General features: G+C 52.0%; 21 protein-coding genes. 5 read left to right on the top strand and 16 right to left on the bottom strand.

What is annotated here, in order from left to right:
• Positions 1 to 40: 40 nt before the first annotated feature.
• Entirely contained in the window at positions 41 to 1,900 is a 1,860-nt protein-coding gene (gene ilvD, locus HMPREF2661_RS00670) for a dihydroxy-acid dehydratase (RefSeq protein ID WP_070615262.1), read from the bottom strand.
• A 278-nt stretch (positions 1,901 to 2,178) separates the two neighbouring features.
• Here ilvD and HMPREF2661_RS00665 point away from each other — a divergent pair, with 278 nt between their 5' ends.
• A complete protein-coding gene (locus HMPREF2661_RS00665) occupies positions 2,179 to 2,742 on the top strand; it encodes a YceI family protein (protein ID WP_070822076.1) in 564 nt (187 codons plus the stop codon).
• 97 nt (positions 2,743 to 2,839) lie between these two features.
• Here the strand turns inward: HMPREF2661_RS00665 and HMPREF2661_RS00660 are convergent, their stop codons facing one another.
• Together HMPREF2661_RS00660 and HMPREF2661_RS00655 are read right to left on the bottom strand one after the other, a co-directional pair.
• Positions 2,840 to 3,787 carry a bile acid:sodium symporter family protein gene (locus HMPREF2661_RS00660; protein ID WP_070822075.1) on the bottom strand — a complete coding sequence of 316 codons (948 nt, stop codon included), beginning with the start codon at positions 3,785 to 3,787 and terminating at the stop codon, positions 2,840 to 2,842.
• A 150-nt stretch (positions 3,788 to 3,937) separates the two neighbouring features.
• Positions 3,938 to 4,819 (bottom strand): NAD(P)H-hydrate dehydratase, encoded by an 882-nt coding sequence (locus HMPREF2661_RS00655; protein WP_070822074.1) that lies wholly within the window; start codon positions 4,817 to 4,819, stop codon positions 3,938 to 3,940.
• Positions 4,820 to 4,872: 53 nt separating this feature from the next.
• Between HMPREF2661_RS00655 and HMPREF2661_RS00650 the strand changes: the two genes are divergently transcribed.
• Positions 4,873 to 5,529: a cytochrome b/b6 domain-containing protein gene (locus tag HMPREF2661_RS00650; RefSeq protein WP_070822073.1), complete on the top strand. Its 657-nt coding sequence runs from the start codon at positions 4,873 to 4,875 to the stop codon at positions 5,527 to 5,529.
• 104 nt (positions 5,530 to 5,633) lie between these two features.
• Here HMPREF2661_RS00650 and HMPREF2661_RS00645 read toward each other — a convergent pair whose 3' ends face one another.
• From HMPREF2661_RS00645 to HMPREF2661_RS00610, 8 genes are all read right to left on the bottom strand, one after another.
• Positions 5,634 to 6,722: a FlxJ family methyltransferase gene (locus HMPREF2661_RS00645; RefSeq protein WP_049344231.1), complete on the bottom strand. Its 1,089-nt coding sequence runs from the start codon at positions 6,720 to 6,722 to the stop codon at positions 5,634 to 5,636.
• 36 nt (positions 6,723 to 6,758) lie between these two features.
• Positions 6,759 to 8,462, bottom strand: coding sequence for an ApeI family dehydratase (locus tag HMPREF2661_RS00640; RefSeq protein ID WP_070822072.1), 1,704 nt, complete (start codon positions 8,460 to 8,462; stop codon positions 6,759 to 6,761).
• 15 nt (positions 8,463 to 8,477) lie between these two features.
• On the bottom strand, positions 8,478 to 9,233 hold the full coding sequence (locus tag HMPREF2661_RS00635) for a hypothetical protein (protein ID WP_070822071.1): 756 nt from the start codon (positions 9,231 to 9,233) through the stop codon (positions 8,478 to 8,480).
• A gap of 39 nt (positions 9,234 to 9,272) precedes the next feature.
• Positions 9,273 to 9,812 (bottom strand): COG4648 family protein, encoded by a 540-nt coding sequence (locus HMPREF2661_RS00630; RefSeq protein WP_070822070.1) that lies wholly within the window; start codon positions 9,810 to 9,812, stop codon positions 9,273 to 9,275.
• A gap of 72 nt (positions 9,813 to 9,884) precedes the next feature.
• Positions 9,885 to 10,133 (bottom strand): acyl carrier protein, encoded by a 249-nt coding sequence (locus HMPREF2661_RS00625; protein WP_003680823.1) that lies wholly within the window; start codon positions 10,131 to 10,133, stop codon positions 9,885 to 9,887.
• 12 nt (positions 10,134 to 10,145) lie between these two features.
• A complete protein-coding gene (locus HMPREF2661_RS00620; protein ID WP_003680822.1) occupies positions 10,146 to 10,406 on the bottom strand; it encodes a phosphopantetheine-binding protein in 261 nt (86 codons plus the stop codon).
• A complete protein-coding gene (locus tag HMPREF2661_RS00615) occupies positions 10,403 to 11,161 on the bottom strand; it encodes a lysophospholipid acyltransferase family protein (protein WP_003746415.1) in 759 nt (252 codons plus the stop codon). Before HMPREF2661_RS00615 ends, HMPREF2661_RS00620 begins: the two co-directional genes overlap by 4 nt.
• Positions 11,158 to 11,919, bottom strand: coding sequence for a beta-ketoacyl synthase chain length factor (locus tag HMPREF2661_RS00610; RefSeq protein WP_070822069.1), 762 nt, complete (start codon positions 11,917 to 11,919; stop codon positions 11,158 to 11,160). Before HMPREF2661_RS00610 ends, HMPREF2661_RS00615 begins: the two co-directional genes overlap by 4 nt.
• Positions 11,920 to 12,029: 110 nt before the next feature.
• On the opposite strand from HMPREF2661_RS00610, the gene HMPREF2661_RS00605 reads away from it, so the two are divergent.
• The 3 genes from HMPREF2661_RS00605 (at position 12,030) to HMPREF2661_RS00595 (ending at position 14,541) form a co-directional block, all read left to right on the top strand.
• On the top strand, positions 12,030 to 12,518 hold the full coding sequence (locus HMPREF2661_RS00605) for a hotdog family protein (protein WP_107831929.1): 489 nt from the start codon (positions 12,030 to 12,032) through the stop codon (positions 12,516 to 12,518).
• Positions 12,519 to 12,583: 65 nt separating this feature from the next.
• Positions 12,584 to 13,312 (top strand): 3-oxoacyl-ACP reductase FabG, encoded by a 729-nt coding sequence (gene fabG, locus HMPREF2661_RS00600; RefSeq protein WP_070822067.1) that lies wholly within the window; start codon positions 12,584 to 12,586, stop codon positions 13,310 to 13,312.
• The gene (locus HMPREF2661_RS00595) at positions 13,306 to 14,541 is read left to right on the top strand and encodes a beta-ketoacyl-ACP synthase (protein WP_070615236.1); all 1,236 of its coding nucleotides are present in this window, start codon (positions 13,306 to 13,308) and stop codon (positions 14,539 to 14,541) included. The genes fabG and HMPREF2661_RS00595 overlap by 7 nt, the downstream gene beginning before the upstream one ends.
• 94 nt (positions 14,542 to 14,635) lie before the next feature.
• Here HMPREF2661_RS00595 and HMPREF2661_RS00590 read toward each other — a convergent pair whose 3' ends face one another.
• The 5 genes from HMPREF2661_RS00590 to pgeF form a co-directional block, all read right to left on the bottom strand.
• Positions 14,636 to 15,160 carry an RDD family protein gene (locus tag HMPREF2661_RS00590; RefSeq protein WP_070822066.1) on the bottom strand — a complete coding sequence of 175 codons (525 nt, stop codon included), beginning with the start codon at positions 15,158 to 15,160 and terminating at the stop codon, positions 14,636 to 14,638.
• 91 nt (positions 15,161 to 15,251) lie between these two features.
• On the bottom strand, positions 15,252 to 15,671 hold the full coding sequence (locus HMPREF2661_RS00585; RefSeq protein WP_003746427.1) for a hypothetical protein: 420 nt from the start codon (positions 15,669 to 15,671) through the stop codon (positions 15,252 to 15,254).
• Positions 15,672 to 15,817: 146 nt separating this feature from the next.
• Positions 15,818 to 16,819 carry a DNA polymerase III subunit delta gene (gene holA, locus HMPREF2661_RS00580; RefSeq protein ID WP_070822065.1) on the bottom strand — a complete coding sequence of 334 codons (1,002 nt, stop codon included), beginning with the start codon at positions 16,817 to 16,819 and terminating at the stop codon, positions 15,818 to 15,820.
• Positions 16,819 to 17,298, bottom strand: coding sequence for an LPS-assembly lipoprotein LptE (gene lptE, locus HMPREF2661_RS00575; RefSeq protein ID WP_070822064.1), 480 nt, complete (start codon positions 17,296 to 17,298; stop codon positions 16,819 to 16,821). The genes holA and lptE overlap by 1 nt, the downstream gene beginning before the upstream one ends.
• 120 nt (positions 17,299 to 17,418) lie before the next feature.
• Positions 17,419 to 18,189, bottom strand: coding sequence for a peptidoglycan editing factor PgeF (pgeF, locus tag HMPREF2661_RS00570; protein WP_070822063.1), 771 nt, complete (start codon positions 18,187 to 18,189; stop codon positions 17,419 to 17,421).
• Positions 18,190 to 18,192 lie beyond the last annotated feature (3 nt).

The raw sequence follows: 18,192 nt of genomic DNA, 5'->3' as shown, positions 1-18,192 counted from the left end.
AACACTTGGAAGCGTTCAGACGGCCTTAAAGTCAGGTTAATTAACGTTCGATTTGCGATACGTCGCGTACTGCGCCTTTGTCGGCGGAAGTCGCCATCGCGCCGTAGGCACGCAGGGCTGCGGAGACGTAGCGGTCGCGGTTTTCCGGTTTCCACGCTTTGCTGCCGCGTGCTTCCATTTCGGCACGGCGTGCGGCAAGCTCTTCATCGGAAATGACAAGGTGGATGCTGCGGTTTGGAATATCGATTTCGATGGTGTCGCCTTCGTGTACCAAACCGATGGCGCCGCCTTCTGCCGCTTCAGGCGAAGCGTGGCCGATGGACAGGCCGGAAGTACCGCCGGAGAAGCGGCCGTCGGTCAGAAGGGCGCATTCTTTGCCCAAACCTTTGGATTTCAGGTAAGAAGTCGGGTACAGCATTTCTTGCATGCCCGGGCCGCCTTTAGGGCCTTCGTAGCGGATGATGACGATGTCGCCGGCGACGATTTGGTTGCCCAAAATGCCTTCGACTGCGTCTTCTTGGCTTTCAAACACGCGGGCGCGGCCGGTAAATTTGAGGATACTCTCGTCCACGCCTGCGGTTTTCACCACGCAACCGCGTTCGGCGATGTTGCCGAACAATACTGCCAAGCCGCCGTCTTGCGAGTAGGCATGTTCGACATCGCGGATACAGCCTTTTTCGCGGTCGAGGTCAAGGGTTTTCCACATACGGTTTTGCGAGAATGCTTGGGTGGTGCGCACGCCGCCGGGGGCGGCTTTGAAACGCTCGATGGCGTGGGTGTTTTCAGGGTTGGTCACGTCCCATTTTTCAATCGCGTCTTTCAGCGTCGGTGCGTGGATGGTGTACACGTCGGTGTGCAGTTTGCCTGCTTTGTCCAATTCTTTCAGGATGGCGAAAATGCCGCCTGCGCGGTGTACGTCTTCCATGTAGTAGTCGTGGTTGTTTGGCGCGGTTTTGCAGATGCAGGGCACAACGCGGCTCAAGCGGTCGATGTCGGCCATTTTGAAATCGACACCGGCTTCGTTGGCAACAGCCAACAGGTGTAGAATGGTATTGGTAGAGCCGCCCATGGCGATGTCCATGGTCATGGCGTTTTCAAACGCTTTTTTAGTGGCGATGCTGCGCGGCAACACAGTTTCGTCGTCTTGCTCGTAGTAGCGTTTGGTGATTTCGACAATCATGCGGCCGGCTTCGAGGAACAATTCTTTGCGGCCTGCGTGGGTTGCCAGATAAGAACCGTTGCCCGGCAGGGAAAGGCCGAGCGCTTCAGTCAGGCAGTTCATGGAGTTGGCGGTAAACATGCCGGAGCAGGAGCCGCAGGTCGGGCAGGCGTTTTGTTCGACTTCTTCGACTTGTTTGTCACTGATATTGTCGTCAGCCGATTCGATCATGGCGTCAATCAAGTCCAAGCGGCGTTCGGGTTGAATGTTTGCAACTCCGATAACTTTACCGGCTTCCATCGGGCCGCCGGAAACGAAGATGGTCGGAATATTCAAGCGCATGGCGGCAATCAGCATTCCCGGGGTGATTTTGTCGCAGTTGGAAATGCACACCAGCGCGTCGGCGCAGTGGGCGTTGACCATGTATTCGATGGAGTCGGCAATCAGGTCGCGGCTGGGCAGGGAGTAGAGCATACCGCTGTGGCCCATGGCGATGCCGTCGTCAATGGCGATGGTGTTGAATTCTTTGGCAATGCCGCCGGCTTTTTCGATTTCACGGGCAACCAGTTGGCCCATATTGTGCAGGTGCACATGGCCTGGGACGAATTGGGTGAAGGAGTTGGCAATGGCGATAATCGGTTTGCCGAAGTCGGTTTCCATGACGCCGGTCGCACGCCACAATGCGCGCGCACCTGCCATATTGCGGCCGTGGGTAGAGGTTTTGGAGCGGTATTCAGGCATTTTTGTTCCTTTGTTTTATGCTGAGGCCGTCTGAAATAGGCTGGTAGTTTGGCGGCCCGTTGTAGAAATAATTCGGTATTTTATACCAATTACGAGCGATGAAGCACGCTATTTTGTAATAAAACTAAACTGTATTTACTTCACCTGAATTTGCTGCTCATTCTTTCAGACGGCCTGAAGTTTTCTTAGGATAAAACGTTGTCTTTCTCATTTGCAAAAGATGTTGGCATCAAAAAGTGATATGATAGGGAACTTCTCACATTTCTAAGGATAAGACGATGAAAAAAATCTTGTTTGCATTGTGTTCGGCCATGTTGGTTTCTACTGCATCTGCCGCTGTTTATAAAGTGGACGAATCCCATACTAACGCCCGTTTTGCCATCGACCATTTCAACACCAGCACCAACGTCGGCGGTATTTATGGTTTGACCGGTAATTTGGAATTTGACCGCGCCAAACGCCAAGGTTCTATCGATATCGTATTGCCTTTGTCCAAACTGCAAACCGGTTCTGACCACTTTACCCAACATTTGAAATCTGCCGATATTTTCAATGCAGACAAATACCCTGAAATCCGTTTTGTATCTACCAAGTTCAATTTCAACGGCAAAAAACTGCTTTCCGTTGACGGCAATCTGACCATGAACGGCAAAACTGCGCCGGTGAAACTCAAAGCCGATAAGTTCAACTGCTACCAAAGCCCGATGGCAAAAGCAGAAGCGTGCGGCGGCGACTTCAGTACCACCATCGACCGTACCAAATGGGGTTTGGATTATTTGGTAAGCGCCGGTATGAGCAAAAAAGTAAACATCAATATCCAAATCGAAGCAGTGAAACAATAATCCTGCTTGATTTCAAAATAAAGACCGTCTGAACAGGTAAGGCAGAAATCGTTGATTTCGTTTATCCCTGTTCAGACGGCCTTATGATTAAAGACGTTTAGGATTCTTTATTTTTATCGGCTTTGGCTGCCCAATAAGTTGCCAGAAGCGAGCCTGAGATATTGTGCCACACGCTGAACAATGCGCTGGGAACGGCAACAACCGGCGCGGCGGCAAAGTGTGCGGCGGCAAGGGCTGCGCCTAAGCCTGAGTTTTGCATACCGACTTCGATGGCCAGCGTTTTTTGTGCATCATAAGGCAGGCCGATCCATTTGGCGGCAAAGAAGCCGAGCAGATAGCCGATGCCGTTGTGAAGTACGACAACCGCGAAAATCAGCAGGCCGCTTTCAATAATCTTGCCTTTGCTGGCGCCGACTACCGCGCCGATAATCAGCACGATGGCGGCAACGGAAACCAGCGGCAGCGCGTCGGTCAGTTTTTCAGTTTTGTTGCCCAAGACTTTATGGACAATCAAGCCCAAAACGATGGGGAACAAAACCATTTTGACGATGGACATCAACATACTGCCCGCTTGGATTTCCAGCATTTCACCGGCAAGCATCAGGAAGATGGCGGGGGTCAGCAATGGGGAAATCAGGGTGGAAACCGATGTAACGGCAACCGACAAAGCCACATTGCCGCGCGCCAGATAAGTCATTACATTGGAAGCCGTACCGCCCGGGCAGCAGCCGACCAAAATCACACCGACCGCGATTTCGGCAGGCAGGTTCAACAGCTTGGCCAGCAGATAGGCGGTTGCCGGCATGATGGCGAATTGTGCAATCACGCCGATGATGACGGCTTTGGGGCGTTTGAACAAAATGTCGAAGTCGGAAGGTTTGAGCGTCAAGCCCATGCCGAACATAATGATGCCCAAAAGCCAAGGAATGTAAGGGCCGACCCATTTGAAGGTGTCGGGTGCGGAAAAAGCGATGCCGGCAAAGAGCGCCGCCCAAAGGGAAAATGTTTTTCCAATAAAGTTGCTGATTTTATTGAGGATACTCATGATAATATGTTGTGAAGTTGTTTTTAAGGGAAATCAAGGATACACGCCTTAACCTTAATTTGCAAAATGACTTAAAAATAAACCAGGCCGTCTGAAAATAGAGATTGATTTTCAGACGGCCTGCAATTTGTATTGATGATACAGGCGGTATTACTCTTTTGATAAAATATTGCGCAGCCATCGGGCGGCAGGTGCGATTTCTCCGGCGAGCATGCCGGTTTCGATTTGGCTGCTGTGTTTGATGACATCGGCCGCCGCACCATGCAGCCAAACGCCGGCACAAGCGGCCTGGAATGCCGGAATGCCTTGTGCCAGCAGGCTGCCGATCATACCGCTTAAGACATCGCCGCTGCCGGCGGTGGCCAAACCGGCATTGCCGCTGGTGTTGGTATAGGTCATGCCGTCAGTTGCGGCAACTAATGTATGATGGCCTTTCAATACGACAGTCGCGCCATATTTTTGGCTGATTGCGGTTACGGTTTTCTGTCTGTCGGCTTGAACTGATTGGGTATCGGTACCGAGTAGGCGGGCGGCTTCGGCCGGATGGGGTGTCAGGACGATATGTTTGTACGATTTGAGGCGTTCGGCCAATTCGGGAGAACGGGCCAGCAGTGTCAAGGCATCTGCATCGAGCAATAAAGGCCGGTCATGGTGTGTCGACAGGATTTTGGGCAGCAGCTGCTCCGATAATCCGTCCAAACCAAAGCCACAACCGATTACCCTAGCGCTGACATCGTTGCGCTCCATCAGTTGGGTCGCAGTGGCAAGCATGATTTCAGGGCGTTCGGGAATGATGGCAAAAGGCAGCGCGGCTTGGTTGAAACCCGCCCAAACCTTGCCGCACCCCTGATACATGGCGGCTGTGGCTGCTAAAACCACTGCGCCGCTCATTCCCGTTGCGCCGCCGATAATGGCAAGCGTGCCGTATGTGCCTTTGTGCGACTCTTGGGCGCGGGGGCGGAATACGTCGGGAAATGCTAAGGCCGTCTGAAAAGCTTGAAGCGATTCGGGAAGCGTGTAGATGGGCTGCATGGCGTAACCTTCCAAGATAAGAAATTTAATTTTAAATCAGAAAGTAAAAGGTAATGAAGCAAAAAATAAAAGTTTGGGACGCACCTACGCGCCTGTTCCATTGGCTCTTGGTGTTATTGATGGGTTTTATGTGGTACAGCGCCACACGAGGCGGCGATATGCTGGTATGGCACTTGCGCGGTGGCTTGTTGATGCTGGCTTTGGTGGCTTTCCGCTTGTGCTGGGGGATATGGGGCAGCGATACGGCAAAATTCAGCCGATTTGTGCGTCCGTTTTCCGAAATCTGCCGCTATACGCAAGGCCAGATGTCTGAAGACGAATTGGTCGGCCACAATCCTTTGGGCGCGCTGATGGTCATCGCTTTATTGGCCGCCTTGGTTTTTCAGACGGCCACAGGCTTATTTGCCGCCGATGAAAATACGTTTACCAATTCCGGTTTTTTGAATCATTTGGTCAGCGAACACGCCGGTACGCTGGCGCGAAAAATCCATGTCAATTTCTTTAATGTCTTAGCTGTTTTGGCGGGCGTACATATCGCGGCTGTTTTGCTGTATCGCTTTGTGAAAAAACAGGATTTGATTACGCCGATGATTAACGGCTTTAAAACCATTGATGCTAAGCAGCCTAAATTGGCCGGAATGGGACAACTGCTTGCCGCTTTGTTGGTGGCGATTGCGTTAGTGTGCGCAGTATGGATGTTGCGCGGCTGATTTTTTAAGGCGGATACCCAAAAACAAATCGACCCCGATAGCTGCGATGGCTGTTGGGGTCGGTTGCTTTTTAGGGTTTAAAAGATGAGTTTAAAAGATGATGTTCAGACGGCCTTAACGCAACGCAAGATGCTGTGTCCGCGGCCGATGCCGTCTGAAATTTCCGCTACTTTCAATCCGGCTTTTTCAACGCAACGGATCAGGTCTTCAGAATGGAAGATTTTGCTGTTGCCGTTGGCCATGGCAGTGAAATACAGGCTGGTCATGGTCAGGCAGTAGGCGGCGGTTTCGTAGCGTTGCCTGTCCCAGAAAGGCTCCATGATGTAGAGGCTGGTGTTTTCACTCATGGACGCGGCGGCGCGTTGAAGAATGCTGGTGGCTTGTTCTTCGGTGAAACAGTCCAGGAATTGGCTCATCCAAATTGCGTCAAAACCGGTTGGGAACGGAATTTCAGGATCAAGCAGGTTGGCCGGATGGGCGTGGATACGGTCCGCGCCGTTTTTGCCTTTGGTCGCTTCGCGCATCAAGCCGATTTGTTGCGGCAGATCCATGATGGTGACTTCGACTTCGGCATTGTGGTTGACGCATTGCTCTGCCCAGCGGCCGGTATTGCCGCCGACATCGAGCAGTTTTTTAACCGGTTTGGCGAACACGGTGTTGAGCGCTTCGGCGAAGGAGTTGTCGGAATAATAATGGTCGAATGCAAACCATTTTTCCTGCGCGATGCTTGGCAATGAAGACAATCCTTCGTAAATGGTCGGCCAGTCGCCGAATACTTTCAGGCCTTCGGGCTTGCCGGTTTGCAGGGTTTTTTCCAAATCAAACATGCCTAGGTAGCAGATTTCCTGCGTGAAATCCATATTGACGCGGGCCATTTTGTCTTTGAGGACAAACCAACCGGCCTTGCTGATGAAATAGCGGTTGTCGCGAGTCAAGACAGTGCCGATAGAAAGTGAAGCTTCCAGCAGGACTTGTGCCGCGTAGTTGCTGATTTTCGCTTTTTCAGCGATTTCGGCTTGAGTGAGACCGTCTGGATGGTCGTTCAGCAGGTCCAGAATGCCAAATTTCACCATCAGGCGGGAAACTTGGAACACAATCGGTGCAAAAGCGATTTCTTGAGCCAGACGTTGAGCCTCGCCTGCGGACTGGTGTTCGTGGGAATAGCGTTGTTCTAGGGCAGGGAAGAGTTGCATATTGTTGGTTTTCCACTAAAAAGTTAATAAGTATATTCAGACGGCCTCAAACACAATCCGTCCTGATGCACACGGATGCTTTCCGTTGTTGATTTTAAAGCTCAGTTTGTTTTTGCCTTCATCGTATTTCAGCTCTACCGACACTTCATCGTGAGGACGGATAAACTGCTGATATTTTAGATTTTCGATGCGGATAACGCGCTGTTTGCCCCATGGCTGGGGCGCGATCAGGTTGCGCACCCATTGTAGCTCGACCACGCCGGGAACCAGCGGGAAGGTGGCAAAATGGCCGCCGAAATAAACCAAATCCAAAGGCACGCGGCCGATGAAGGTTTCGGTATTGGTTTCATCGTCAGATGATGTTTTCGACCAAACGGGTGAAGTTTGGGCAACGGTAAAGGCCGTCTGAAAATCCGCCGCGGCGATTTTGGCTTGGGCATTGCGCGGCAGGCTGTCGGTAAAACGCCAGTAGCGCGGCAGGGCGATGGTATCCTGCGTGGCGGCTAGATGGCGTTTGAGTGTATCGGCAACCGCAGCGCGGCCTTTCTCGCGCAAGGCGGCGATACCGTCTGCGTTCAATGCCGCCCATATGGCAATGCGTTGGTGTTGCGGATGACGGCCGCAATGGGCGTCGGCAATCCAAGGATGTTGTAAAAGTTCGTGTTCGATTTGGGTCAGCGACACGCGTTTGTCCTCAAATTTAATAATACGGTCTTGGCGACCGAGTAACAGAAAACCGTCATCTTGCGGCTCGATCAAATCGGCTGTTTGACGACGTTCGGGCGACCAAGGCGAAGAAGCCCACAGTGCGCCTTCTTCGTTTTGCCCGATTTCCACGCCCTTGAAAGTCTGCCATTCTTGGCGTTCGCAACGTGAGGCAATCACGCCGGTTTCGGTACTGCCATAGACTTCAAACGGGCGGACGGCAGCCTGTTGCAGCAAATTCGCCGTGGCCGCGGGCAATGCGCCGCCAGCCGAGACAATGCCTGCAATTTTATGGCCGATACTTTGCCAGTTGCGGTTTTCGCCCAAGCGGTTGAGTACGGCCGGGCTGGCAATCCAAACCACTTTATCATGTGCGGCCGTACTGGAAAGCAGGTTTTCCGGATAAACCGCCTGCTGTCGTTCCATAGTCCAACCCATTGTCAGCGCGAGTGCGAAGCGGAACGTGAAGCCGTAAAGGTGTTGCGGAATCACGCTGCCGACCACGGTTTCGCCATGTTGTCCAAATGGCAGCGTATTTGCCAAAGTCAGGGCTTCTGCCTGCATTTGCGCGGCGGTTTTCACAATAATCTGCGCTTCGCCGCTGGAGCCCGATGTTTTCAGCCATGCTTCGGCATGGTCGGGAATCAGATGGTTTTCAGGATAGGTGTTCAGCCCTTCCAAATCTGTTTTAGCTAATACATCAGGCAAGTGCCAGATGTTTAGGCCGTCTGAAGACAGCTTTTTATCTGTTGAATCCGTTAAAAACGCTTCTGCCGTTTTTCCCCACTCCAAATTGTCTTGCGCCAAATTGGGCAGCAATAAAACCTTTCCGCCAGAATGCCACACTGCCAACACAGCACAGGCAAACAGCGCGCCATCGTCAAACCACAGCGCGGCCGTTTGCACGCCTGCCTGTTTCAGACGGCCTGACAGATGAAAAACCGCACGGTTGAAATCAGCACGCGTCCAATCCGGATGCGTGGCGATAAGGTCGTGTTGGGGTAAGTCGGGGGATAGGATTCGGGTTAGGTGCATGATGGTTCTAAGGTTTTATAATTTCGATGTATTTGCTTTGGTATCTTCTTTGAGTTGTGCCAAGCATTCATCGTATTGTTTGTTTGTTGTTTGGCGTACCAATTCGTAATCATTTGCCTGCCACTCTTCCAATGAATGGCTTTCACTTCTTTTGAAACAATGGAGTAAGCGATCTGTTTTGCCGCTTTGTCCGTCTACCAAAAGGCTGACTTCATTGTTCAGAAAGAATCGGTCTCGTTTATTGAATTTTTCATAAACCAAATAGAAACGACCCGGTTGGACAAATAGTTTTTTATTGGCACTATTGCCTTTAAATGACCATTTTGCCGCCCAAGCCCGAACTTTGGGGGAGAATTGTTCAAAAACGGGATTCGCAAAATTCGGTTTAATGGGCTTTCCACTTAAACTGTGTTTGCCCAGCAGGTCAGGGCCTTCATATCCAATATGACCGCTACTACCGGCAAGAATGAATAATGCAAAAGTTGCTGTAAATACGGCTGTTTGTGCAGCCCTTGCTTTTACCGTATTGGATTTCCGAATAATCATCAAATTCATGCTGCTGGTTGTAGTATCGTCAGAATAACGATTGTGTATTCGGTCAATGACGGTCAGGTTTCCCGAGCGCGTTTTGATGGTGTGGCTGGCAACTTCCGTATAATTTTTCTTGTATTCGGCTTCCGCCTTTTCTTCAGGGGATAAAGGCGTTTTAGACGTCGAAGAGCATGCGGTAAATGTGAAGGAAATCAGGGTAAGTAGGATGATTTTTTTCATTATGGTTATTCGTCTAAATGATGAAATATTTTTAATGGATTAAACCTTCAAAACCAATTTCCGATAAATCCACTCTCCGGCAAATAAGATTCCCATTAACACATACGACACAATGCCTGTATAAGCCGCCCACCAATCGTAATATTGCAAGCCTGCCAAAATGGCGGCGGTTGCGCCGTTGAAGATAAAGAACGCGCACCAGATTTGCGTAACGTGCCGAGTGTGGCGCACGCCTTCGGGCGGCAGATCGGGGTGTTGCAATCGGGCAAGGCGTTCGATAACGGTTTGTTTGGCAAACAGGCTGCCGCCGAAAACGGCAAGCATCAGCGCGTTGACGGCGACGGGATACCAATACATCGAGTCGGGCCGTCTGAAAACCAGTACCGCCGCAAAAAAGGCGGCAAGGATAATGGCCGTAATGCGTTGGGCTGTGGTTTGCGGCATGGCGGCACGTATCAGCCATAACACACACATGGCCGCTGCAAGCCAGAAAAATGCGCCGTTTTCCCTGCCGTAATACCATAGGAGCGGATAGGCGAGGCTGGCGAGGGGCAGTAGGAGTTTTCCTAATATTTTCATGGTTGCGATTGATTTTCAGACGGCCTTGCGGATTGGCAAGGCCGTCTGAAAATATGCTGATTCAAAGCAAAATCAGGAATCTTGTTGTACTTTCAAAACCGCTTGAACCACGTCTTCTACGGTACGCACATTGCGGAAGTCTTCGGCTTGCAGTTTGCGGCCGGTTTCGCGTTTGATGTGGTCGATAAGGTCGATGGCGTCAATGCTGTCGATTTCCAAATCTTCGTAGAGGTTGGTTTCGGGTTTGATGCGTTCCGGTTCGATTTCAAACAGGTTAACCAGTGCATCGGTCAGCAGGGTGCGTACTTCTTGTTCGGTCATCTTCTCTCTCCCTTATGCTTGGCGGCTCTTGACGAACTCGGCCAGTGTTTTGACGTTGGCGAAGTTTTCACGCAGGTTGTCGTTTTCACCGTCGAGCTGGAAGCCGAAGGTTTTTTGTACGGCCAAACCAAGTTCCAATGCATCAACCGAATCCAGACCCAGGCCGTCGTCACCGAAAAGCGGATCTTCGCTGCCGATGTCGGCAACGGTAATATCTTCCAGACCTAAGCTGTCGATGATTAATTGTTTGATTTGGTTTTCTAAATTGCTCATGTGGTTTTCCTTGTAAAATAGTCTTGCAGGTATTCGTTTAAACGCCTTGCGGCGATGGGCAGGGGTTTTTCTGCCAGCCATTCTTCCGGCAGGATGTCGTCGCCGACGGTAATTTCATAATGAATTTTTTGCGGTGGGATTTTGTACCACGGTTGCCCCTTTTTGAAATTGGGCGGCGTCATCTTGATGCACACGGGCGTGATGACCGATGCGCTGCGCAAACCGAGCGATACGGCGCCGCGGTGCATTTTAACCTGTCCGTCCCAACCTGTGCGCGTGCCTTCGGGGAAAATCAGCATACTTTGCCCGCTTTTGAATACGGCGTCGATTTCTTCCAACATTTCCATGCTTTCGTCGTTGGGGATGTAGCCTGAAGCGATAATTTGGCTTTTCATGCTGGGGTTGTGCAGCAGGTCTTTTTTGACCAACACGTTCGGGTCGGGGAAGTGGCTGATCAGTAAAACAACATCCAAAAGCGAGGGATGGTTGGCAAGGATAAGCTGACCGGGTCTGCCGAGTTTTTCCAAGCCGTTGAAGCGGACGCTCAATACGCCCGACCATTGCAGGTAGCCGACGAAGAAACGCCAAACTTTGCCTATCATGCGTCTTGCTTCAAGTTGGCGTTTGATGTCGCCTTTGGTCGATTTGAGCGTATAGGGCAAAAGTGCGATTTTGAACAATACGCCTGCAACGCCGAAGAGGATGAAGCCGAAGAGTGTGGCAAAAAAGCGACGGAAATAGTCTAAAGTCTTCATGCGTTTTTCTGCCAGTGCCAGTTTCTGCCGATATAGTGTTGCGTGTGTTGTCGGCCGTCTGAAAGCAGGAAGCGTACCCACTCCAAGCTGCTCCAATAGGGCTCGACTGTTGTATCGTTAAGGTTTTTAGACGGCCTTGCGGATGTGGTTTCCAAGCTTAAGGTATAGTCTTCGCCTTTGGTGATGACCAGTGCCAATGCATAGGCAAACGGAGCACGTGTAGCCAGGACGGGATAGTCTTCAGACAAAGGGTCATCGGCGACAATCACTAAAACGGATGGCGCGCCGTCTTGCAAAAGCGCGAATGCCTCGGTCAGCGTGGTTTCAAAGGAATCGGCGGCAACGGCCAACGCGGTATGCTCGCTCATGTCTTTGCGCAACATTGACCATTGCCCAATCGTCGCGTTGTGGACGGACAGGCCGAATGAGGTCGGCGACACGGTATGCGTGTTTAAAAGCTCTTGCCACAATTCAAAGCTGCGGTTGCTTTCGCCGTCGTGCGAAACGTACACCGGGACGCTTTCGGGATATTGGTCGGCCAGATTCCATGCGGCATCGCAAACCAAGCGCGCCGCTTTTCCCAGGCGGCGGCGTTGCATAGGCGGCAAAAAGGAGAGCGCGGGTTTGCACTCCGGCAGTGAGGCGGTATCGAGTTTTCCCTGCGCCCAGTCCTGCCATTGCTCCGGCGTACTGATTTTGCTGGAGGAGGCCTGCCATGCGGCGATATTGAAGCTGAAACGGCAAACGTTTTGAGGCATGATGTCTTTCAATGTTTTACATTTTCATACATTGTAATGAAATGGGTTAGTAAAAGCTAGGCTCTGTTATAATGCATATTGTAACGTAATTTATTCCCGGATGACATTTTATGCCTTCAATACCGAGTGCCCCGATTTATGATGTGGCTCCGCTGCTTCCGCACAGCGGACATATGGTGCTTATCGACTGTGTGAAAGAATTTGGCGATGACTATACGGTTTGCTGTGCGCCGGTTGGCGAGAAGCATATTTTGCTGCAGGACGGCGTGTTGCCGTCTATGGCTTATATGGAATTGATGGCGCAGGGCATAGGCGCGTTTGCAGGCATTGAGGCTTTAAAGGCCGGAGAGCCTGTACGCTTGGGTTTTTTATTGGGAACGCGCAAGCTGGATTTGTTTGCCGATTCCGTGCCTGTCGGTACTGAGCTGGAAGTCAGGGCGCATGTGTCCATTCAGGATTTGGGCGGCATGGGCGTATTTGATTGCGAGTTGCGCTGGACGGATGCGCCGGAAGATGTGAAGCATCTGTTGCCGCCGGACGGTTTGCTGGCAAAAGCCTCTTTAAATGTGTACAGTCCGAAAGACGGCCAAATCATTTAAACCGTTTACAAGGCCGTCTGAAAAGACAAAGATTCAGACGGTCTGTCGATATAGTGAGAAAACGTATGAGTGAAACTATTTTAATTACAGGGTCTAATCGCGGTATCGGCAAAGCTGTCGCGCTTGGTTTGGCGCAGGACGGCTTTGATATTGTCGTCCACTGCCGCAGCCGCCGCGATGAAGCGGAAGCTGTCGCGGAAGAAATCCGTACATTGGGTAGAAATGCACGCGTGTTGCAGTTTGACGTGTCCGACCGCGAGGCCTGTCGTAAAATTCTGACTGCCGACATTGAGGCAAACGGCGCGTATTACGGCGTGGTGTTAAATGCCGGCCTGACGCGAGACAATGCGTTTCCTGCGTTTACAGACGACGATTGGGACTTGGTGCTGCGTACCAATTTGGACGGTTTTTATAATGTGTTGCACCCTTTGACCATGCCGATGATCCGCCGCCGTAAAGCAGGACGGATTGTGTGCATGGCGTCGGTGTCCGGTTTGACGGGCAACCGCGGTCAGGTCAATTACAGCGCGTCCAAAGCGGGCTTGATCGGCGCGGCAAAAGCCTTGGCGGTTGAGTTGGCAAAACGAAAAATTACCGTCAATTGCGTGGCGCCGGGCCTTATTGATACCGATATTATCGATGAGAACGTGCCTGTCGAAGAAATCTTAAAGGCCGTCCCTGCCGCGCGTATGGGATTGCCGGAAGAAGTGGCGCATGCGGTGCGCTTTTTGATGGATGAAAAAGCGGCGTACATTACGCGCCAAGTGATTGCTGTGAACGGAGGTTTGTGTTGAATACCAGAAGAGTCGTTGTAACAGGTATTGGCGGTATTACCGCCTTCGGCCGTGATTGGCAAAGTATTCAGACGGCCTTTAAAGCCGAAAAAAATGCGGTCAAATACATGGACTGGAGCGGACGCTTTCCTGAATTGGAAGCGCAACTGGGTGCGCCGATTGAAGGCTACACTCCACCCGAACATTGGACGCGCAAGCAGCTCAGAAGCATGGGGCGCGTATCTCATTTGTGTGTCGATGCGGCGGAACAAGCTTTGACGGATGCGGGCTTGCTGGGTGACGAAAGCATTACAGACGGCCGTATGGGCGTAGCGTGCGGCTCGTCTGTCGGCAGTACCAAAGACATCGGCGATATGGGCGAACTTCTGATTACGGGTACATCGCGCAATTTCAACGCCAATACTTATGTGCGCATGATGCCGCATACGACTGCCGCCAACATCGGCATTTTCTTCGGTTTGAAAGGCCGTATTATCCCGACTTCGAGCGCGTGTTCTTCCGGCAGCCAGGGCATTGGTTATGCTTACGAAGCGATTAAATACGGCATGATAGACATGATGCTGGCGGGCGGCGGCGAAGAATTTTGTCCGTCCGAAGTGTATGTATTCGATTCACTTTATGCCGCCAGCCGTCGTAACGGCGAACCTGAGCTGACGCCGCGCCCTTACGACAGCGGACGCGACGGCTTGGTGATTGGCGAAGGCGCAGGCATTTTCGTGTTGGAAGAATTGGAACACGCCCGTGCGCGCGGTGCGAAAATCTATGCCGAGCTTGTCGGCTACGGTGCCAACAGCGACGGTAGCCACGTTACCCAACCGCAAAAAGAAACCATGCAGAAATGTATGGAGCTTGCGCTGAAAGACGCCGGTATTACGCCCGACAAAGTCGGCTATGTCAGCGGCCACGGTACGGCGACCGAAAAAGGCGATATTGCTGAAACATTGGCGACCGAGGCCGTGTTCGGATTCATCCCCATGAGTTCGCAAAAAAGCTACCTTGGCCATACACTCGGCGCGTGCGGCGCGTTGGAAGCCTGGTTCACCATCGAAATGATGAACAACGGTTGGTTTGCGCCGACTGTCAATTTGGAAAACATCGATCCGCGTTGTGGTAAGGTAGATTACATTCAAACAGGCGGACGCGAGATCCAAACCGATTATGTGGTCAGCAATAACTTTGCTTTTGGTGGCGTCAATACTTCGCTGGTGTTCAAACGTTGGCAAGAATAATCATCGCTTGATTTCATGATTAAAGGCCGTCTGAAACTTATCTTGAGTTTCAGACGGCCTTTATTTTATTTACGGATTGAGCCGCTTTTGGATTTTATTCGTTTGTTTTCTTCTGATTTAAATCCACCAGCCTTGTTCCGGCCAAGAAGTCGTAGAGGAACTGGCGGTCGGGATGGAACAGGGCGAAGCCCCATGGCAGGATGAGCCAGATGAGCGCGGCGCCGAATGCGCCTTTGGGCGGTATATTGAGCAGATGACGCAATCCGGCGTAGGCGAGAAGGGGAATGAAAACAATAAAAATGCTTGCCCAAATAAAACGCAGGCGCAGTTGTGGCAGGGATGGCTGGGTATCGTTTTTATCGGCCAAACCGATTTTCCATGTCTGCATGGCGAGGGTTTGGCCTTTTTTGTGCCAGTTGGCGCGGAAGTAGAGCCACCATGCGTAGAACAGCATCAGGCAGGTTGTCAGCATGGACAGGCGCGTGGAAACGGGATTGAGAAAGATGGCGGCAATACCGGCTGCAAGGGCGGCAATGCTGGTCACGGCGCCGGTCAGCAGAAGTTCGTAAACCAGTGCGGCGAGGCGGCGTTTGAGAGGGGCGGTGGGAAGGCGGGTCATAATGCGATGGAAATGGAAATGGGTTTGATGGCAATAAAAACAGGCCGTCTGAAACGGGATAGGATGTTCAGACGGCCTGTTACTGTCGGGATTAGCGATGTGGACGTTTTTGACCGCGTGCCTGTTGGGCGGCCATTTGGTTCATTTCCTGACGGGTCGGACGTTTTTTGAAGATGGCGTGCGCTTCGTCAACGGAACATTTTTGCGACAGGCAAACCAAGGTAATCGCGTCTTTTTGATGTTGGCCGCCGCTGTGGTACATGCGGCGCAGGTTGGCTTCGTTGATACGGCCTTTTTCCGGATCGATGTCGAATTTTTTCAGGCGCTCGAGGAATTGGCGTTGCTGACGGCGCGAAGTCCAAACGAAACCGCCTGCGGCAGCGGCCACGATGATGACGGCCAACAGGATGGCCAGCGGCCATGAATCGACGATCAGAACGATGATGAGGCTTAATACGGCAGTGGTCAGCAGGGCCAGGCCGCCGATGCGAAGTTTGGTTTTATTATCCATATGGTTGGTGTTTCCTTGTTTTTTGCTGGAAGAGGCCGTCTGAAATGCGAGGTTCAGACGGCCTGAATTTGAGTTTACGCTATTTTACAGTATTTTCTGTTTTTGGGGCGTATTGCGTGTAAGTTTCTTGACGCGTGGCAACGGTTTCAGGCGGCCAGAGAAGTGACGAGCTGTTTGAACTCGGTCCATGCATCGCCTTTTTCCGCGCCTTTGATGATGCGGTCGATTTTGGCGCAGGTTTTGAGCGCGTCGAGCAGACGGTTGATGGAAATGCGTTTGGCAGCCATCGGTGCAAGGGTCTGCTTGTCGCCCCATAAGCGCAGACTGTTGCGCAGGCTTTGGATGTTTTGGCCTTGCTTGAGTGCGGCAGTGAGGCGGATTAGGGTGCGGATGTCTTCGGCAACCGCCCACAACAGCAAAACCGGCTCTTCGCCTTCTTCTTCCAAACCGTCCAGCAAACGGGAAACGCGCAGGGCATCGCCTTTCATCCATGCGCCTGCCAGTTGGAATACGTCGAAGCGGGCGACGGTGGCAACCGCAGCCTCTGCGTCGGCAATATTGATTAAATGGCCTTGGGGATGGAGCAGGGCGAGTTTTTCGATTTCCTGACGGGCGGCCAAAAGATTGCCTTCGACGCGCTCGGCAAAAAGGGCGAGTGCTTCAGGTTCGATATCCAAATCCTGCTGTTTCAGACGGCCCTGTATCCATTGCGGCAAAGCATGTGGAGCAACGGCTTTGGCTTCTAAGACGATGCCTTTGCCTGCCAATGCGGAAAACCATTTGGACTGGATTTGCGCTTTTTCAAGCTTGGGAAGTAGGATGAGCGTAACCGTATCTTCGGGCAGGCGTTCGGCGAAGGCTTGCAGGGCATCGCCTCCGTTTTTGCCGGGTTTGCCGTTGGGAATGTGGATTTCCAGCAGTTTCAAATCGGCAAACAAACCTGCGCTGCCGGCACTTTGCAACAGCTCGTTCCAGTCAAAATTGTTTTCAGCGGTATAGACTTCGCGATTGAGATAGCCTTGTTTTTTTGCGGCTGCGCGCAGCGTATCCAAAGCCTCGATGCGCAACAAATCCTCTTCGCCGTGGATGATGTACAACGGCTTGAGCGGCGTATCGGGGCGCAGGCTCTCAATAGGCGCGGCAGCCATTATTGCGCTTTCAGGAAAGTCAGGCGGCGGACGATTTGATCTGCGGCGTCGATGCGCATTTCAGACCAAATAGTTTCTTCCTCTTCCTGTTTGCCCAAAACTTCGCTGTCGGCGTAGTCCATGGTGCGGTGAACTTTAACTTCCATCGGTTCGCCAACCGGCTCGCCGTTGCGGAAGGCTTGGGCTTTGACGGTCATGGCCAGCAGGTATTCGTTGACCGCGGCGGCGCGGGTGATGGTGTAGATGTCGCGGCGTTTTTGAAAGTCGACAACGCGCAGGGTGATTTGTGATTCGGCTTCGCTAACCGGATGGCCGTCGGCACGGCGTAAGGCATTTTCCAGCGCTTTTTGCATGACGGCTCCGCCTTCTACATGCCAGTTCTGATAAGGCAGCGGCTGAGAAGTCACGCCTGTGCCTTTCAGGTGGAAACCGCAAGAGGCAAGCAATAGGGCAAGTGCAGGCAATAGGATTTTTTTCATTGGATATTCCTTCGTTGAAACCGGTTACGGTATCGTCGGATTATAACGAATAATGTTTAGGCCGTCTGAAACCGTAAACGGAAAGTATTTCAGACGGCCTTGTCTTTGATGGCGCAAATCTTATTTTTCCAACCAAATCAGGCTGACCATGCGGCCGGTTTGTCCGTCGCGGCGGTAGGAGAAGAAAGTATCTCGTTCCAAGACGGTGCAATGGGTGCCGCCATAAATCATGTTCACGCCTTCGCGGTGCAGAACCATGCGCGCCAAAGCGTAAATGTCGGCAAGGTATTTGCCGCCGCCGATGTCTTCAAACGCATCGGCAGCTTCCGGCATGGGTGTGCAAAACGCATCAAATACATCTTGCCCCACCTCAAACGCATCAGGGCCGATGGCAGGGGCAAGATAGGCCATGATTTCCAATGGCTCGACATTCATTGCCGCAATGGTGTTTTGCAAAACACCGCCGGCCAAACCGCGCCAACCTGCATGGGCCGCTGCAACCACCGTCCCTGCTTTGTCGCAAAACAAGACGGGCAGGCAGTCGGCAGTCATTGAAGCACAAGCGACCGTACCCGTCGTATCCACCGAGGCATCGGCGTCAGGCGTATTGCCTAACGCTTCGGCGGCATTTACAACAATGGTGCTGTGGATTTGATTAAGGTAGGCAACGGGCAGGCCGACTTGTTCCTGCACGATTTCACGGTTGCGGAGCACGGCTTGCAGATTGTCGCCGACGTGCGAACCGACATTCAGGCTGCGGTACACGCCTTCGCTGACACCGCCGTTGCGCGTGGTAATAAGCGTTTTAACATTGGCAGGGGCAGGCCAGTCGGCAGTCAAAAAATTCTTGCCTTGCGGGGCGAGGTTTAGGGTTTCTGTGATGGTTTTCATAAT

The sequence above is a fragment of the Neisseria sp. HMSC061B04 genome (assembly GCF_001836705.1).
Lineage (GTDB): Bacteria > Pseudomonadota > Gammaproteobacteria > Burkholderiales > Neisseriaceae > Neisseria.
This window is presented reverse-complemented; position numbering and strand designations above follow the sequence as displayed.

Coding starts and splice junctions, on each gene's coding strand:
- lptE (WP_070822064.1), bottom strand. CDS start 17,298: ATGAAAAAAATCCTATTGCCTGCACTTGCCCTATTGCTTGCCTCTTGC.
- HMPREF2661_RS00650 (WP_070822073.1), top strand. CDS start 4,873: ATGAAGCAAAAAATAAAAGTTTGGGACGCACCTACGCGCCTGTTCCAT.
- HMPREF2661_RS00630 (WP_070822070.1), bottom strand. CDS start 9,812: ATGAAAATATTAGGAAAACTCCTACTGCCCCTCGCCAGCCTCGCCTAT.
- HMPREF2661_RS00610 (WP_070822069.1), bottom strand. CDS start 11,919: ATGCCTCAAAACGTTTGCCGTTTCAGCTTCAATATCGCCGCATGGCAG.
- fabG (WP_070822067.1), top strand. CDS start 12,584: ATGAGTGAAACTATTTTAATTACAGGGTCTAATCGCGGTATCGGCAAA.
- HMPREF2661_RS00605 (WP_107831929.1), top strand. CDS start 12,030: ATGCCTTCAATACCGAGTGCCCCGATTTATGATGTGGCTCCGCTGCTT.
- ilvD (WP_070615262.1), bottom strand. CDS start 1,900: ATGCCTGAATACCGCTCCAAAACCTCTACCCACGGCCGCAATATGGCA.
- HMPREF2661_RS00665 (WP_070822076.1), top strand. CDS start 2,179: ATGAAAAAAATCTTGTTTGCATTGTGTTCGGCCATGTTGGTTTCTACT.
- HMPREF2661_RS00615 (WP_003746415.1), bottom strand. CDS start 11,161: ATGAAGACTTTAGACTATTTCCGTCGCTTTTTTGCCACACTCTTCGGC.
- HMPREF2661_RS00635 (WP_070822071.1), bottom strand. CDS start 9,233: ATGAAAAAAATCATCCTACTTACCCTGATTTCCTTCACATTTACCGCA.
- HMPREF2661_RS00620 (WP_003680822.1), bottom strand. CDS start 10,406: ATGAGCAATTTAGAAAACCAAATCAAACAATTAATCATCGACAGCTTA.
- HMPREF2661_RS00590 (WP_070822066.1), bottom strand. CDS start 15,160: ATGACCCGCCTTCCCACCGCCCCTCTCAAACGCCGCCTCGCCGCACTG.
- holA (WP_070822065.1), bottom strand. CDS start 16,819: ATGGCTGCCGCGCCTATTGAGAGCCTGCGCCCCGATACGCCGCTCAAG.
- HMPREF2661_RS00625 (WP_003680823.1), bottom strand. CDS start 10,133: ATGACCGAACAAGAAGTACGCACCCTGCTGACCGATGCACTGGTTAAC.
- HMPREF2661_RS00585 (WP_003746427.1), bottom strand. CDS start 15,671: ATGGATAATAAAACCAAACTTCGCATCGGCGGCCTGGCCCTGCTGACC.
- HMPREF2661_RS00660 (WP_070822075.1), bottom strand. CDS start 3,787: ATGAGTATCCTCAATAAAATCAGCAACTTTATTGGAAAAACATTTTCC.
- HMPREF2661_RS00640 (WP_070822072.1), bottom strand. CDS start 8,462: ATGCACCTAACCCGAATCCTATCCCCCGACTTACCCCAACACGACCTT.
- HMPREF2661_RS00645 (WP_049344231.1), bottom strand. CDS start 6,722: ATGCAACTCTTCCCTGCCCTAGAACAACGCTATTCCCACGAACACCAG.
- pgeF (WP_070822063.1), bottom strand. CDS start 18,189: ATGAAAACCATCACAGAAACCCTAAACCTCGCCCCGCAAGGCAAGAAT.
- HMPREF2661_RS00655 (WP_070822074.1), bottom strand. CDS start 4,819: ATGCAGCCCATCTACACGCTTCCCGAATCGCTTCAAGCTTTTCAGACG.